Genomic DNA, 15,559 nt, shown 5'->3' on the forward strand with positions numbered 1-15,559 from the left:
TTTATTCTGCCAAATTATATAATACGCAGAAAAAGGTATCTTTGTTGCATGGAATTAACATCGCTCTTAAAAAGACTACAGATTGATGATCTGAACAATATGCAAAAAGAGACATTGTCTCAGTTCAACCCAGAGCAAGACTTTATACTACTATCACCGACTGGCTCTGGAAAGACATTAGCTTTTAGTCTCTTAATTGAACAGCTAATCCAAAGCAAAAAAAATGAAGTACAAATCCTATTAATTGTCCCTACCCGGGAGCTTGCATTACAAATAGAATCCGTTGTCAAAACAATTATAAAGGGGCATAAAATATTATGTTGCTATGGTGGTCATGATACGAAGATAGAAAGGAATGCATTAAAGGAAGCTCCCGTAATACTAATCGGAACCCCCGGCCGGATCATATACCACCTAGAGCGTTCTCATTTTTCAACCGATGGCATCCACACCCTAGTTCTAGACGAATTTGATAAATCCTTAGAATTGGGGTTCTTAGACCAGTTAGAAAAAATCACAACTGCGACCCACTCTTTGGAACGGAAAATCCTAACATCTGCAACAGATCTTGATGAGTTTCCAGAAATCCTACCTTTACATAACCCAATAAAACTTGATTTCTTAGCAGATGCTGAAAACAAACCTGCAATTCAATTCAAGAAAACGATATCTCCAGCCCAACACAAACTCAAGACCCTATTTAATTTAATATGTAGCTTGGGAGAGCAGAAAATTCTTATATTTTGTAATCACCGTGATGCAGTAGATCACATCAGCGAATTACTTGAAAACAGAGAACTGATTCATGATATGTTTCATGGAGGATTAGAACAACGAGATAGAGAATTAGCGATTCTTAAATTCAGAAATAACAGTAATAGAATACTCATTACCACAGATTTGGCGGCAAGGGGATTAGATATTCCCGAAATAGATACTATTATACATTATCAGCTACCGAGCAAGGAAGATGCCTTTGTGCATCGAAATGGACGGACGGCCCGAATGAACAATTCAGGCGAAGTGATCATCATGTTAAAACCGGATGATAACTTCACTTACCTACCTGAAGACACGGAAGAGATTATACTGAACGATCACTATCCCCTGCCAGACAACACGCCCTACTGTACGCTATACATTCCCTTTGGCAAAAAAGACAAAGTAAATAAGATAGACATTGTTGGATACATCCTGCAAATCCAAGGTCTAGAAAAAGATGATATAGGCTTGATTGAAGTAAAAGATAAAGAATCTTACATAGCGGTAAGAAGAAAGATTGCCATCAACATCATCAAGAATGGAGGAAACGGCAAAATAAAAGGCAATAAAATTAAGTTCTTCAGAACTTAACCTTTGACAAAGGCTAATATCTCAGGGGGAACCAATCTATCCACATTTCCCCCATTGCTTAAAATATCCCGAACAATAGTCGAAGAGATATGCGCCGTACCACTCCGACTTATTAAAAAATAAGTCTCTATCGATGGTGCCATGATAAGGTTATTTTGCGCTATAGCATCTTCGTACTCAAAATCTTTAGTATTACGAAGACCTCTAAGGATAAAAGTAGCGCCTATTTTTTTACAATAATCGACAGTCAAACCGGTAAAGACATCGACCACAACACGATCTTGACCTCGATACAGCTCTTCAATAGCCGACTTTCTCTCCTCATTTCCCATAAGACCCTTTTTTGAAGCGTTCACTCCTACCGCAATATAAACCTTATCAAAGAGCGTTAATGAACGATCCACTAAATCCTTATGAGCGTATGTAAAAGGATCGAATGACCCTGGAAAAACTGCTATTTTCATATCTACATTAAATACTATCTTTTATTCAATATTTCCCGTACTAGCATTGATGTCTATATCAGGTTGCCTATAAAAGCTAAACGACGAATTTCCGTACGTCCTAGTCTCTAAATGATAATCATGTGCTGCTAATTTACGCATCGTCGGATGCTCTACCACCAGGATACCACCAGAAGCCAACAAACCATTGGTTAGGATCAGTTCTGGCAATTGAGGCAACACTCCGATATCGTAAGGAGGGTCAGCAAAAATAAAATCAAATGAATCTTTACAACTCTGCACAAACTTAAGAACGTCGGCTTTACGTGTGCGAATCACATCTAAATTATGCTTAGTAGCAATCTCTCGAACATACAATAAGCATTTATTATGAATATCTACAGCATCAACTTCCTTTGCCCCTCTCGAGGCGAGTTCGAACGAAATATTCCCTGTTCCACAAAATAAATCCAAACATTTAACCTCATCCCATTCGACATATTGCTGCAGGATATTGAATAACGCCTCTTTAGCGATGTCAGTGGTAGGCCGAACCGGCAAATTAGTCGGAGGATTAAGTCTAATCCCTTTCAATGTCCCTCCAATTATACGCATGATACACTATCTGCTAGAACATTCAATTCTTCCAAGCGTAGTGACACTTCGCTATGAGTTGTAATCCATTTCTCTTTAGGTTGAATCATATCAACCCACTCTCCATATCTATTCAATCGTACAAACCACTCAGACTCTCTAGAAGTCCCGCTGAGTAATATTTTAGGCACTTTTTCCTTAATCGAAAAGTTTTTAAACACATTCAATATAAAATAACTAAGATCATCCGGAGTAGCTATCTCAAAGGTATTATACAATCTTAGCTCGCCATTTATAAATAGAAATATATCTGCTTGATCATCGTACAAATGAACACCAAGGACTTCTCCCTGAATAGGAATATAACTCTGTGCCTGATTTAGGACCACTTCAAAGTAAGGAACAAAGTCTGCCTCAGCAAAAATCTTCTTCCAACGATTATACAACAATTGATCATACTGAAATAATGCAGTGACTCCAAGTGCCTCAATATGCTTAGAAGTAATCCGGCTAATATCACTTTCTGCAAAATAGTCTACATAGAGCCCTTTCTCTGTTTCATGATATACCTCAGAAGGTACCCAAATCAAATCTTGATGGGGAAGATTTACACAAACCTTTTTAAATGGCAAGCTCAATATCTTAATCGCCTCTGCAGAAGGATTCAAGTTATCATAGGTCATGTAGACCAGAACCTGCTTATCTTCATCCACCACTACGAGGTGATCATTCTGAAAATCACTCTGAACAAGGAGTGAATAAGTCGATACATAGTGAAAATGAAAATCGTCTGCTGTATAATTCATATGTGTGATAAGATAAAGATAAATCGCCCAATCAAACAAAATTAGCTTTTACAATTGAAATGACAAACCTTTTTGGATAACTTTGAACGTGTTCATCAACAATTTGCTTTTACAACAATTCACTTGGGCTCCAACAGAGCAGCAGAAGGAAGTATTTCTTCTCTTATCCGAATTTCTACATACTTTTTCGAATACCTCATGCTTTATCCTTAAAGGTTATGCCGGTACCGGAAAAACGACGATAATAAGCGCATTGGTTAACAGTCTTCCCACTATTCGCAAAAAAAGTGTATTACTGGCTCCGACCGGGCGTGCTGCCAAAGTAATGGGGGCCTATTCAGGCAGAAATGCCTTAACAATTCATAAAAAAATATACCGAAAGCGTAATGTTACTTCGCTTCAAATGGATTTTGAGCTTGCTGAGAACCTCCATGAGAACACCTTGTTTATCGTCGATGAAGCTTCCATGATTACAACAGAAGGATTCAGCCTATTTTCTAGTGGCTTACTCAGCGATTTAATATCCTATGTTCAATCCGGCAAGAACTGTTGCCTGATATTTGTAGGAGACAGTGCCCAGTTACCCCCTGTCGGATTGGATAATAGTCCAGCATTAGATCCCGAATTTATGCAGTTAGAATTTGGTCTTGATGTACATACTTACGAGCTGACAGACGTCGTCCGACAAGAAAAAGGCTCTGGCATATTATTCAATGCCACAAAAATCAGAAATGAAATCCGCCTCGACGAAGAATCTCCCCAATATACTTTTCCAAAGTTTATCACCAAACAATTCACCGATATTTTTAGGATGAATGGAGACAAACTCATCGAGGGATTACACTACGCATATGATAAATTTGACGTAGAAAACTGTATGGTTATCTGCCGTTCGAATAAGTCAGCGAATCTTTACAACAAACATATCCGTAATCAGATCTTATTCCGAGAGGAAGAGATCACAGGATCTGACCGTATTATGGTTGTCAAGAACAATTACTACTGGTTGCAACAACATGACGAACAGCACACCGGTTTTATCGCTAATGGTGATATGGCTGTGATTCGAAAAGTAGGTAACATCCATGAGATGCACGGTTTTCGATTTGCTGACCTTTATCTTGAATTTATGGACAACAACGAAGGCGATGCAATCCGCTGTCGTGTCAACCTAGACAGCCTTCATGTAGATGCGCCTTCCTTACCTTACGAACAACAGCAACAGCTTTATGAGTCTATTGCTAAAGACTATGCTGACATTTCACAAAAAAGAGATCGACTAGAAGCGATCAAAAAAGACCCTTACTACAACGCTTTACAAATCAAGTTTGCCTATGCCATTACCTGTCACAAAGCACAAGGAGGGCAATGGCCTCTCGTTTTTGTAGACCAAGGCTATATGACAGATGAAATGTTGAACACCGAATTTTTAAGATGGCTCTATACGGGTATTACACGGGCTACAAGAGAACTCTTCTTGGTCAACTTCAATGAAAAGTTCTACTAGCTATCAAAAATATTACAGCTATCCATCGTTTCTCCTTAAATAAAAGGATATTTTAGCTACCTAAATTATTAACATTTTCATTTGACATGAAGTACTATTTATTAGGTTTATTAGCCTTATGTGTGCGCTTTGGGCATGCTCAAGAAGCAGAAAAACCGGTCAAGCCGAATTACTCCCAAGCGGCGAAGTATGCCCCTAGTAAGTTGAGAAATTTAATCTTTTCAACTGATGTAAAACCGAATTGGATTAATCATAGTGACAAATTTTGGTATGAATACACCACACCATCTGGCAAGAATTGGTATTTGGTAGACCCCGCTGCCCGAAAAAAAACAAGCCTTTTTGATAATGCAGAAATGGCGGCAAAGGTCACTTCTATCGTCCGAAACCCATTTGATGCGCAACATCTTACTTTAGATAACCTTCGTTTTATGGACAATGAAAATGTCATTCGTTTCGAAGTTCAGAGTACAAAAGACACGGTAAAAAGCAAAGAAGAGATTGAAAAACAAACCAACAAAAAGGATACCATCAAACGGAAAAACTTTCATTTTGAATACAACATTGTATCTAGAGAATTAAAAGAAATCAGTGATACGACAAAAGAAAAGACAAGACCAAGTTGGGCCAGCTTTAATCCGGATACAACTCGAGTTTACTTCGCAAAAAACTACAACTTATACTGGATGGATTATGCGAACTATCTCAAAGCCTCTAAAGATGAAAAAGACTCCACTATAATCGAGCATCAGATCACTACCGATGGTGTACAATACTATGCTTGGGGAGGTGATCAATACAGCACTACCACTGCTGATAAAAAGACTCAGGAGGAAGAATTAAAAAAACGCAAAGGAGTTTGGCTTAATTGGTCGCCTAATGGTAAACACTTCGCGATCTCCAGAAAAGACAATCGCGCTATTTCTGACCTTTGGGTAATTAATAATGTTGGAGGCAAACGTCCTACATTAGAGACCTACAAATACTTAATGCCTGGTGAAAAAGATTCTACCGAAGCTGAATTATACATTTTCAATACAGACAATCACCAACCTAAACAAGTAACTATTGCCGCTTTTAAAAACCAAACACTTAACTTATGGGGACAGGAAAGAACGAAAGCTAGTTTCAAAGGCAAACACTACATTAACTATTGGCTGGGCAACAATCAGGAATTCTACATGGCTCGCTCCAGTCGGGATTTGAAAAAAATAGATGTTATTGCAGTCAATGTCGATGGCAGTACACGTATCCTCGTAGAAGAGCGCTCCAATGTTTATTTAGATATCAAAGCCCCTAAACTAGTCAATAATGGCAAGCAATTTATACATTGGTCTCAACGCGATGGCTGGGGACATTTTTACCTATATGACATACAAGGCAAGTTAATACATCAGATTACAAAAGGAGATTTCCATTGTGATGAGTTGACCGCTTATCAGGAGTCAACAGGTAGTTTGTTTTTCAAAGCTAACGGTAAAGAAAAAGGCATAGACCCATATTATACTTTTTACTACTCCGTGAACAAAAACGGAGGTACTCCAAGATTATTGACTCCGGGAGACTTTGATCACCAAGTCGAAGTTAGTGAAAGTGGTAACTATATCGTAGACAATTTCTCTCGCGTCAATTCCAAACCTGTTAGTAATCTATACAGTGCTTCTGGGCAACTTATTATGAAATTAGAAGAGGCCGATTTGTCACAGCTTTTCGCAACAGGGTACAAATTTCCGGAGCCTTTCAAAGTCAAAGCTGGAGATGGTATTACCGACCTATATGGTGTTATGTACAAACCATTCGACTTCGATTCGACAAAGACCTACCCAATTATCGAGTACGTATACCCAGGACCACAGACTGAAGCGGTCAACAAAAGCTTCGGCAGGGGCATGGATCGGATTGACCGCTTAGCGCAAATGGGATTCATCGTGATTTCTGTAGGAAACCGGGGCGGACATCCTTCCCGTTCAAAATGGTACCATACATACGGTTATGGAAATTTGAGAGATTATGGACTAGAAGACAAAAAAGTTGTAGCCGAGCAATTGGCAAATAAACATTCCTTCATCGACATCAATAGAGTAGGTATTACAGGTCATTCTGGAGGTGGTTTTATGTCTACTGCGGCGATGCTGGTATATCCTGACTTCTTTAAAGTCGCTGTATCTGGCGCAGGGAACCATGAAAACAACATCTATAACAGATGGTGGTCAGAGCGTCACCATGGAGTCAAAGAGGAAGTTTCTTCAAAAGGAGACACATCTTTTAACTACCAAATCGAAAAAAACACCGAATTAGCGAAAAACCTAAAAGGAAAACTCTTGATCGTAACAGGAGACATTGATAATAACGTCCACCCAGCCAACTCCATCCGTATGGTCGATGCACTAATCAAAGCAAACAAAAGATTTGATTTTGTGTTATTACCAGGACAACGACATGCATTCGGAGATATGACAGAATACTTCTTTTGGAAAATGGCCGACTACTTTAGTGAACACCTATTGGGTTCATCTAAAATAAACGAAGTCGACATGACAGAGATCAATAAAGAACGTCCTTTAAGACGCTAACTATAAATGGACAAAATACGATTCAATACCATTTCAGAAGCACTGTACATATACAGTGCTTCTGACTTTAAAACAGCTGTTTTAGAGTCCATCTCGGTCGACGAGCTAATCTTCATAAGCGCATCGACAGAAGTGCCACGCGCGGCCTTCCGAGCTGCCTGGGCTTTAGAACACCTTCTCCTTCATTCTCCTGCTTTATTGCATCAGTACCGAGGACAAATTATAGATCTGTATACTTCAAGTAATAACTGGAGCGTACTAAGAAGTATAACTAAGCTAATTATAGAGCTGACCAAAACCAGTAGTAAAACCACAACATTATTGAGTGACGAGCAGGAAGAAGGGCTATTAGAAAAAACATTTCAAGTCTTGGCGGCAGTAGATTGCCCAATAGCTGTTCGGTGCAATGCCTATGATATCTTATTTAACTTCACAATGAAGTATGAATGGTTAGCACGGGAACTACGCACACAGATTCATTTCGATTTAGAAAAAAATAAAACCCCTGCATTATCCAGCAGAGGTCAAAAAATCTTAAAAAAAATAAGGTAATCCCTTAAAAGGAATATCTAGCTCCTAACGAATACATCGTATACATATCATTCTTAGTGCCTATCCTTCTAAATTGCTCATCGTATGGCATATAACCATCTAACAAGTCATTATTAGCAAAATTAAACTGCGCATTGACCAAGGCACTCCAATAACTACCTGTTTTGGAATAGCGTCTATTGATAGGAACAGCTAGGCCAACATTGGCAGTGGGCATCGTGTAAGAATTAATTTTCTTTTTAAAAATGGGCACCCCGTTTTCGTCATAATGGTCTATTGGCCCATAGTTTCCTGGTGGGACAGTTCCCTTATAGTCAGCTTCATAATAATTGTCATCCCGAAATACATTGTCCTTATAATTATTCATGATTCCGAGCATACCTACCCCCACATAAAATGAGTTTTTCAACACATCTAATGCCGAATGCTGAAAACCTCCCGAAGAGAAGAACTCAAAGGGATGAAATGTTAACATGAGACCTCCAGCCATATAGTTATTCTTTGTTTCACGGAAATCCACAAGTGAAGACATGGCTTCCAGTGAACCGAACTGTCCTTCCACCCCAACATAGAAGCCTCTTTTTACCTGATAGTCACCTTTCAAAAAGAAAGCCTTTCCCATCGTTCCTGCCTTATCAATATCACCATATAAATGAGTCAGCCCCACTCCAGCAGCAACATGATAGCGCTTCGTTTCATTCTGTATTCCATATGGTGTGGGACAACCTTCTTGCGCTTTAACAGCTGAAACTCCTAAAATAAAAATTGCGGCGAGTGTAGTTCTAAGCATATATTAATCCTATTTAACACTAAAATAAGGTATTTCCTTTATTAAAATGATTTTTACCCAAATGTTTATAAGCACTTTCTGTACATTCCCTTCCACGAGACGTCCGCATGATATACCCTTCCTGTATTAAAAATGGTTCATACACCTCTTCTATCGTCCCCTCATCTTCTCCTACAGCGGTAGCGATAGTTTTCAACCCCACAGGCCCGCCCTTAAACTTATCTATGATCGTTGATAGTATCCGATTATCCATTTCATCCAACCCATGTTCATCCACATTAAGTGCATTTAGCGCATACTGTGCGATTGCCTTATCGATACTACCGTTTCCTTTAATCTGCGCAAAATCTCTCGTCCGACGCAGTAATGCATTCGCAATACGTGGCGTACCGCGGCTCCGTCTTGCTATTTCATAAGCTCCTTCTTCACTGATTGCAGCATCTAGTATACCAGCAGAACGCTGTACGATAGTCGTCAGGAGCTTAGCATCGTAATATTGTAGGCGGGAGTTGATTCCAAACCGCGCACGTAAGGGGGCTGTCAATAAACCAGAGCGCGTAGTTGCTCCTACCAGCGTAAATGGATTTAATGATATCTGTACGGACCGTGCATTCGGGCCAGTCTCCAACATGATATCTATTTTAAAATCTTCCATAGCCGAGTAGAGATATTCTTCTACTACAGGTGATAGGCGATGTATCTCATCGATAAACAAAATATCGCCTTCATCCAGATTGGTCAAAAGTCCAGCCAAATCTCCCGGTTTATCTAAAACCGGACCAGAAGTAATCTTGATTCCTACCCCCATTTCATTGGCAATGATATGAGAAAGTGTAGTCTTTCCTAAGCCTGGAGGGCCATGTAATAATACATGATCCAATGCCTCCCCCCTCAATTTGGCAGCCTGAACGAATATCGATAAGTTTTCTAGAATCTTAGCCTGTCCTGTAAAGTCATCAAATGCCTGCGGACGCAAGACCCGCTCCATGTCCTTATCGGTAGGATTCATCTTTTCAGGATTCGGATCTAGATTCTCGTTCATTATTTATAAGGTTTAAAAAGACTTTCCAACTTCAATTGAATAACACCAAAAAAAGCTTCACGAAAAATCTTGGTGCTCATTTTCGACACACCTAGTGTTCTATCTGTAAATATAATAGGTACTTCTACCACATTAAAACCATATTGAATGGCTTTAAATTTCATTTCTATCTGGAATGCATAGCCTACAAACTTAATCTTATCCAAATCTATTTTTTCAAGTACCTTACGATTAAAGCAGACAAATCCTGCTGTCGCATCCTGAATATTGATCCGCGTTATCAAGCGCACATATACCGAAGCGAAATAAGACATAAGCACTCTACTCATTGGCCAGTTTACAACATTTACGCCACGGACATAGCGAGACCCAATAACCATATCTGCTCCTGACAATGCCGCTTCTCGTAGCCTAATCAAATCCTCTGGATTGTGACTAAAATCAGCGTCCATTTCAAAAACATAGGTATAACTACGCGCCAAAGACCATCTAAAGCCATGTATATAGGCTGTACCCAATCCTAATTTCCCACGACGCTCTTCAATAAAAAGCCTTCCAGGAAACTCTACCATCAAAGCCTTTACTACATCAGCTGTGCCGTCAGGAGAGCCGTCGTCAACTACTAGAACATGGAAATTCACTGCAAGAGAAAATACCTTCCTGATGATATTCTCAATATTCTCAATTTCATTGTAAGTAGGAATTATTACGATACTATCAGCCACTATATGATAAAAGTATAAGCCACAAAAATAACAAATTTAACTTCAAATTGCGATTGAATAAACGCTAATTGACACCATGCATTAGCTTTTTGATATATGGAGACAATACAATCAGTATCGCCCCAGCAATTAACGAATATAATCCCAACTGCTTATAACCTTCTGTATACGTAATCAATTTATCCATGAGCGAATCGCCTTCTCTAGCTTCTGCCATATTTGCTCCTATTAGTCCAGCCACATACTGTCCGTATGCACTAGCCAAAAACCACATCCCCATCATAATCCCTTGCAGTCTTGCTGGAGATAATTTGGTCATAATAGACAGGCCTATTGGCGACAGACATAATTCGCCTACAGTAATCACTAATAATGCTATGGTAAAGATATCCAACGAAGTAATCCCTTCTATCGCGAAAAAACGCGTAGCATAAAGAACATAAAAGCCCAAACCTAAGAAGACAAACCCCAATCCAAATTTAATAATGGTATTCGGTTCTAATTTCCGCTTAGACAACCAAATCCACAGTAGTCCAAATAACGGCGCTAAAAGAATAATAAAGAACGCTCCTCCTGAATTATTAACACCGTTCGGATCTAAATGGAATGCTCCTCCCAATACAGAATCATTTAGATTTTTAGCAGCAAATATACTTAAGGAACCTCCACTCTGTTCGTAGATTCCCCAAAACACAATAGAAAACAAGATAAAGATAAGCGCAGCAATCAACTTATGTCTTTCCTCTTTTCCAACTTTGCTCATTTCATAAAACAGATATATCAAAGTTAATGGCCCAATTATATACATAAAGTAATCTGTATACTCCGTTTTAGAGACCATCACTTGAATCAAAGGCACAAGAAGCAATGTACCGATATAGACGGCATACTCGGCCGCTTTCGGGAGCGCTTTTGTTTTTACGATAGCATCAGGATGTCCCGGTTTCAATCCAATTGGTCCAAGCTGTCGTTGCGTAAAGTGGAAATTAATCAAACTGATCAGCATTCCGATAGCGGCAAGCCCAAACGCCACATTCCAACGATGTGCTTCATCAATTACCGAACTCAACATATATCCTTTTCCAATAGCCACGCAGATATATCCTCCCAAAAAAGCACCTAAGTTAATACCAGCATAGAATAGAGAAAAACCGGCATCTCTCCGAGGATCACCTTCGCGGTACAATTCGCCCACCATAGTCGAAATATTAGGTTTAAAGAAACCTGTACCGATTATAATAAATGCTAAACCAAAAAAGAAAAACTCATGGGTATCAATAGCCAACAGTACACTACCTACGATCATCAGTAAGCCACCCCAGAATAAAGATTTCCGAAAACCCAGAATCTTATCAGCGAACAATCCTCCAATAAAAGTAAAGGCATATACAAAGGCTTGCGTTGCCCCATACTGCAGATTAGCTTCTTTCTCTCCAAAATTGAGTTGAGTAATCATAAAGAAAACCAACATTCCCCGCATTCCATAAAAGCAAAAACGCTCCCACATCTCGGAAAAAAACAAACTCCATATCTGTTTTGGGTATTTCCCTTCAAAACTCTGAACTTCTTCCAGTGATTTTTGTGCCTCTGTTGACATAATCTAATATAACTAATTGTAAAAATGCCTTCCGGCAGGAAGGCATTTCATTTTTATTTAACTCCGTGCATTAATCTTTTCAAAACAGGATGTAATAACATCACAAGTATACCTGCCACGACTGGTACTATAGTAAAGATGAGGAAGAACGTACTCAACGAGTATTCCTTTGTAATATTTTCAATTTCTCCACCTAATATCGCTGCTAGCTTATTACCTATCGCAATCGCCAGATACCACATACCAAACATAAAGGCAATCATTCGAGCAGGAACCAATTTAGATACGTAAGATAGGCCCACTGGAGATAAACACAATTCTCCCAGTGTATGAAACAAGTAAGCTAAAACCAACCAAATCATAGATACTTTGACACCTTCCTGAATACCATGCGCCCCGAAAGCCAATAAACCGAAACCTATAGCCATAACGATTAACCCCATTCCATATTTAACCGCGGCTGGTGGGTTAAACTTTGAGTCCCATATTTTCGAAATAGAGCTGGCAAATGTAATAATAAAGAAGGAGTTCATGATAGAGAACCAAGACACCGTAATTTCTGACGCCTCTGCGGTAAACTCACGGTACAACATCCAAATAGCGATTCCCCAGATTCCGGCAAAACACACTGCCTGTACAATATTAGAAAGAGGAGCCTTACCATAAGTCTGTTTTGTCAATTTCGCTACCACATAAGTAATCAACGCGAGAGGAACAATAGTCAATAACATATTAACGATATTAAAAATCGTCAACGAGTTACCTTCTAGCGTTCGATCCACATTATCGCGGGCAAATATGACCAACGATGACGCGCCCTGCTCAAACGACATCCAAAAGAAAATGACAAAAAAAGCAAATATAATTACAGCAATCATTCGCTGTCTTACGACCTTCGTATAACGAGTCAACCGTGATATCACCACAAAGAAAAACAAAACCAAGGCGGCAATAATTGCAACATTCTGCCCTGCAACCGCTCCCAACTGCAAACCAGATAAAATATCTAATCCCGCAATTTTAGATAGCGGGTCATTGAACGCATAAGCCAAACCCAACACTGTCATCGCTACAATTAAAATTGTATCTAATGCAGTAAACGGATTAGGTTTATCATCAGGATCTAGAGAAGTAGCCGCTGTCTGTTTAGCAGATTCCTTTTGCTCGGCCGAAGGCGGATCTCCAACTTTACCAAATATAGGTTTCGCGAACCAGAACTGTAAAGTACCCAAAAACATAAAAATACCCGCTAAGCCAAATCCCCAGTGCCAACCAACTTTTTCTGCTAGATAACCACAAAGCATCATACCGAAAAATGCTCCAGCATTGACCCCCATATAGAAAATAGTATAAGCACCGTCTTTCTTCTGTGGGAATTTCTTGTACATTTCGGAAAGTATAGAAGTCATATTAGGTTTAAAAAAACCAGTACCAATCACTAAAGCTCCCAAACCGAGATAAAGAAAAAGCGGCGTATCAAAAGCCATAAACAAATGGCCCAGCGTCATAATAGCGGCTCCAATCACTACAGCAAACCTATATCCTAGGAATTTATCTGCCAATATACCTCCAAAAATCGGTGTAATGTACAATAACATAGCGTAAGTACCGTACAATGCCCCCGCTTGCACAGGATCCCATCCCCATCCAGAGAAAGGGCTACCTGATATAATAGCTGTTGTCAGAAAGTTAATCAACAAAACACGCATTCCATAGAAGGAGAAACGTTCCCACATCTCTGTAAAAAACAAAACAAACAATCCTGATGGATGCCCCAACACTAGACTACCGTCTATCCCCTGCTTCTCTAATTCTTCCGAAAAAGAAGCGTCCGAAACTTGACTCATACGTTATAAAATTTTTTATTTAAATTAAAAACTATCAAAAATACAATTTCACGCCTAATAATACGTAACTAAAAAGCAAAAGGTTCAGAATAACTATTCACTGAACCTTTTGCTTCTACAACATATCATTATTTTATTCCATGCATTTTCTTTTTCAGCATCGGATTTAACAATAATAAAATCAATGCCACGACAATTGGAAGTGCCGCAATAATCAAAAAGAAAACGGACATAGAGTATTCTTGCGATATCTTATCAATCATTCCCCCCATCGAAGCGCCAATTTTGTTGGCAATCGCGGAAGCAAGAAACCAAAATCCAAAAATTAATCCCAATAATTTTTTAGGCGACAATTTACTCACGTACGATAGCCCTACAGGAGATAGACATAATTCACCCATAGTATGGAAAAAGTATGCTAAAACCAACCAGACCATACTCACTGCGGCAGTCTCAGCTCCCTTTGGTATTGAACTACTACCATAAGCTAGCACAATAAAACCAATTCCAACCAACAATAATCCCAAAGCGAACTTCACTGGACCAGATGGGTTCCAGATCTTCTCCCACAACTTACTGAATAAAGAAGCAAAAGTTACGATAAAAAATGCATTCAAAATCTGAAACCAAGCAACAGTCACTTCCGTATCGATAGCGGTAAACTCACGATACACTTTCCATATTCCTAAAATTGCGATTGAAGCAAATGAAATAAGTGTGAAAATAATAGTCAGCGGATATTTATCGAATATTTTTGCGGATAGTTTGAATAAAACAAAAGTAACAGCAGCAATCGGTATGATCGTTAAAAGTGCATCCAGCCATTTAAATGTGATAGCTTGTGTACCTTCTAGTATCCGTTGGGTATAGTTTTTAGCAAAGATGGTCATAGAACCTCCTGCTTGCTCAAATGCTAAAAAGAAGAATATACTTGCAATCATCAATACGGCAACCACAATCAGACGGTCACGAACTACATGCTTAGGAGTTTCTTCTTCTTCTGTGCTTTTCACTTCCTCCTTCTTAGGTTGTTCTCCTACAATACCAAATACACGTTGTGCTACAAAAAACTGTAACATTCCGAAGAACATAAAGATACCGGCCAACCCGAAGCCATAGTGCCAACCAATTTTCTCACCAAGATAACCACATAACAAAGAACCTAAAAACGAACCGGCATTTATTCCCATGTAGAAAATGGTATAACCAGCGTCTTTCTTCGCGCTCGTATTTGGGTAAAGCTGACCAACCATTGACGAAATGTTTGGTTTGAACATACCATTACCAAGAATCATCAACCCCAGACCTAAAAAGAAAAAGTTCTTCTCAAATCCTTCTAATGCCATAGATGCATGCCCCAAAGTCATTAATAAGGCACCAATAAGGATAGCCTTCCGCTGTCCAGTAAGCTTATCGGCGATGTATCCTCCTATGATTGGAGTAGCATAAACGAGCATGGTATACCAACCATACAGACTCATCGCACTTTCGTTGGTCCATCCCCATCCCCCTTTAGCTATCTCTGTAATCAAAAATGTAGTTAACAGCGCCCGCATACCGTAGTAGCTGAAGCGTTCCCACATTTCTGTAAAGAACAACACAAATAGTCCCGCGGGATGCCCCATGACCATTTTATTATCCATACCACTACTGGTCAAATGATTAGCAAGCACATTGTCTTTCTGTTCAATCATAATCTTAGATCAATATCAATATTTTAGTTATAATAA

General features: G+C 39.2%; 13 protein-coding genes. 4 read left to right on the forward strand and 9 right to left on the reverse strand.

Translation table 11 applies throughout. The features are described 5' to 3' along the window. The first annotated feature begins 48 nt into the window (after window positions 1–48). Complete coding sequence (locus JKG64_RS08920) at window positions 49–1,353, forward strand: DEAD/DEAH box helicase (RefSeq protein WP_210353940.1); 1,305 nt, start codon at window positions 49–51, stop codon at window positions 1,351–1,353. Here the strand turns inward: JKG64_RS08920 and coaD are convergent. From coaD to JKG64_RS08935, 3 genes are read right to left on the reverse strand one after another with little or no spacing between them, the layout of a single operon-like run. Then, window positions 1,350–1,817: a pantetheine-phosphate adenylyltransferase gene (gene coaD, locus JKG64_RS08925; RefSeq protein ID WP_210353941.1), complete on the reverse strand. Its 468-nt coding sequence runs from the start codon at window positions 1,815–1,817 to the stop codon at window positions 1,350–1,352. The two genes, JKG64_RS08920 and coaD, sit on opposite strands and share 4 nt — an antisense overlap. A gap of 21 nt (window positions 1,818–1,838) precedes the next feature. After that, window positions 1,839–2,411 carry an RsmD family RNA methyltransferase gene (locus JKG64_RS08930; RefSeq protein WP_210353942.1) on the reverse strand — a complete coding sequence of 191 codons (573 nt, stop codon included), beginning with the start codon at window positions 2,409–2,411 and terminating at the stop codon, window positions 1,839–1,841. Next, window positions 2,402–3,196 carry a DUF3822 family protein gene (locus JKG64_RS08935; protein WP_210353943.1) on the reverse strand — a complete coding sequence of 265 codons (795 nt, stop codon included), beginning with the start codon at window positions 3,194–3,196 and terminating at the stop codon, window positions 2,402–2,404. The genes JKG64_RS08930 and JKG64_RS08935 overlap by 10 nt, the downstream gene beginning before the upstream one ends. Window positions 3,197–3,284: 88 nt before the next feature. On the opposite strand from JKG64_RS08935, the gene JKG64_RS08940 reads away from it, so the two are divergent. From JKG64_RS08940 to JKG64_RS08950, 3 genes are all read left to right on the forward strand, one after another. Beyond that, a complete protein-coding gene (locus JKG64_RS08940; RefSeq protein WP_210353944.1) occupies window positions 3,285–4,703 on the forward strand; it encodes an ATP-dependent DNA helicase in 1,419 nt (472 codons plus the stop codon). A gap of 86 nt (window positions 4,704–4,789) precedes the next feature. Next, window positions 4,790–7,276, forward strand: coding sequence for a S9 family peptidase (locus tag JKG64_RS08945; RefSeq protein WP_210353945.1), 2,487 nt, complete (start codon window positions 4,790–4,792; stop codon window positions 7,274–7,276). Window positions 7,277–7,282: 6 nt separating this feature from the next. Further along, the gene (locus tag JKG64_RS08950; protein ID WP_210353946.1) at window positions 7,283–7,828 is read left to right on the forward strand and encodes a hypothetical protein; all 546 of its coding nucleotides are present in this window, start codon (window positions 7,283–7,285) and stop codon (window positions 7,826–7,828) included. A gap of 4 nt (window positions 7,829–7,832) precedes the next feature. Here JKG64_RS08950 and JKG64_RS08955 read toward each other — a convergent pair whose 3' ends face one another. The 6 genes from JKG64_RS08955 to JKG64_RS08980 all read right to left on the reverse strand — a co-directional run bounded on the left by JKG64_RS08955 (window position 7,833) and on the right by JKG64_RS08980 (window position 15,523). Then, window positions 7,833–8,618 carry a hypothetical protein gene (locus tag JKG64_RS08955; RefSeq protein ID WP_210353947.1) on the reverse strand — a complete coding sequence of 262 codons (786 nt, stop codon included), beginning with the start codon at window positions 8,616–8,618 and terminating at the stop codon, window positions 7,833–7,835. Between the two features lie 19 nt (window positions 8,619–8,637). Continuing rightward, window positions 8,638–9,660, reverse strand: coding sequence for a Holliday junction branch migration DNA helicase RuvB (gene ruvB / locus JKG64_RS08960; RefSeq protein ID WP_210353948.1), 1,023 nt, complete (start codon window positions 9,658–9,660; stop codon window positions 8,638–8,640). Next, window positions 9,660–10,385 carry a polyprenol monophosphomannose synthase gene (locus tag JKG64_RS08965; protein WP_210353949.1) on the reverse strand — a complete coding sequence of 242 codons (726 nt, stop codon included), beginning with the start codon at window positions 10,383–10,385 and terminating at the stop codon, window positions 9,660–9,662. The genes ruvB and JKG64_RS08965 overlap by 1 nt, the downstream gene beginning before the upstream one ends. 64 nt (window positions 10,386–10,449) lie before the next feature. Next, window positions 10,450–11,982 (reverse strand): peptide MFS transporter, encoded by a 1,533-nt coding sequence (locus JKG64_RS08970; protein WP_210353950.1) that lies wholly within the window; start codon window positions 11,980–11,982, stop codon window positions 10,450–10,452. A 53-nt stretch (window positions 11,983–12,035) separates the two neighbouring features. Then, a complete protein-coding gene (locus tag JKG64_RS08975) occupies window positions 12,036–13,829 on the reverse strand; it encodes a peptide MFS transporter (RefSeq protein WP_210353951.1) in 1,794 nt (597 codons plus the stop codon). A 128-nt stretch (window positions 13,830–13,957) separates the two neighbouring features. Next, on the reverse strand, window positions 13,958–15,523 hold the full coding sequence (locus JKG64_RS08980; protein ID WP_210353952.1) for a peptide MFS transporter: 1,566 nt from the start codon (window positions 15,521–15,523) through the stop codon (window positions 13,958–13,960). Window positions 15,524–15,559: the final 36 nt, after the last annotated feature.

The sequence above is a fragment of the Sphingobacterium tabacisoli genome, from assembly GCF_017908035.1.
In the GTDB taxonomy this organism is placed as follows: domain Bacteria; phylum Bacteroidota; class Bacteroidia; order Sphingobacteriales; family Sphingobacteriaceae; genus Sphingobacterium; species Sphingobacterium tabacisoli.

What these genes read in the sequence shown, in the direction of transcription:
- JKG64_RS08935 (WP_210353943.1), bottom strand. Translation starts at nt 3,196, where the DNA reads ATGAATTATACAGCAGACGATTTTCATTTTCACTATGTATCGACTTAT.
- JKG64_RS08955 (WP_210353947.1), bottom strand. Translation starts at nt 8,618, where the DNA reads ATGCTTAGAACTACACTCGCCGCAATTTTTATTTTAGGAGTTTCAGCT.
- coaD (WP_210353941.1), bottom strand. Translation starts at nt 1,817, where the DNA reads ATGAAAATAGCAGTTTTTCCAGGGTCATTCGATCCTTTTACATACGCT.
- JKG64_RS08930 (WP_210353942.1), bottom strand. Translation starts at nt 2,411, where the DNA reads ATGCGTATAATTGGAGGGACATTGAAAGGGATTAGACTTAATCCTCCG.
- JKG64_RS08980 (WP_210353952.1), bottom strand. Translation starts at nt 15,523, where the DNA reads ATGATTGAACAGAAAGACAATGTGCTTGCTAATCATTTGACCAGTAGT.
- JKG64_RS08970 (WP_210353950.1), bottom strand. Translation starts at nt 11,982, where the DNA reads ATGTCAACAGAGGCACAAAAATCACTGGAAGAAGTTCAGAGTTTTGAA.
- JKG64_RS08945 (WP_210353945.1), top strand. Translation starts at nt 4,790, where the DNA reads ATGAAGTACTATTTATTAGGTTTATTAGCCTTATGTGTGCGCTTTGGG.
- ruvB (WP_210353948.1), bottom strand. Translation starts at nt 9,660, where the DNA reads ATGAACGAGAATCTAGATCCGAATCCTGAAAAGATGAATCCTACCGAT.
- JKG64_RS08920 (WP_210353940.1), top strand. Translation starts at nt 49, where the DNA reads ATGGAATTAACATCGCTCTTAAAAAGACTACAGATTGATGATCTGAAC.
- JKG64_RS08950 (WP_210353946.1), top strand. Translation starts at nt 7,283, where the DNA reads ATGGACAAAATACGATTCAATACCATTTCAGAAGCACTGTACATATAC.
- JKG64_RS08975 (WP_210353951.1), bottom strand. Translation starts at nt 13,829, where the DNA reads ATGAGTCAAGTTTCGGACGCTTCTTTTTCGGAAGAATTAGAGAAGCAG.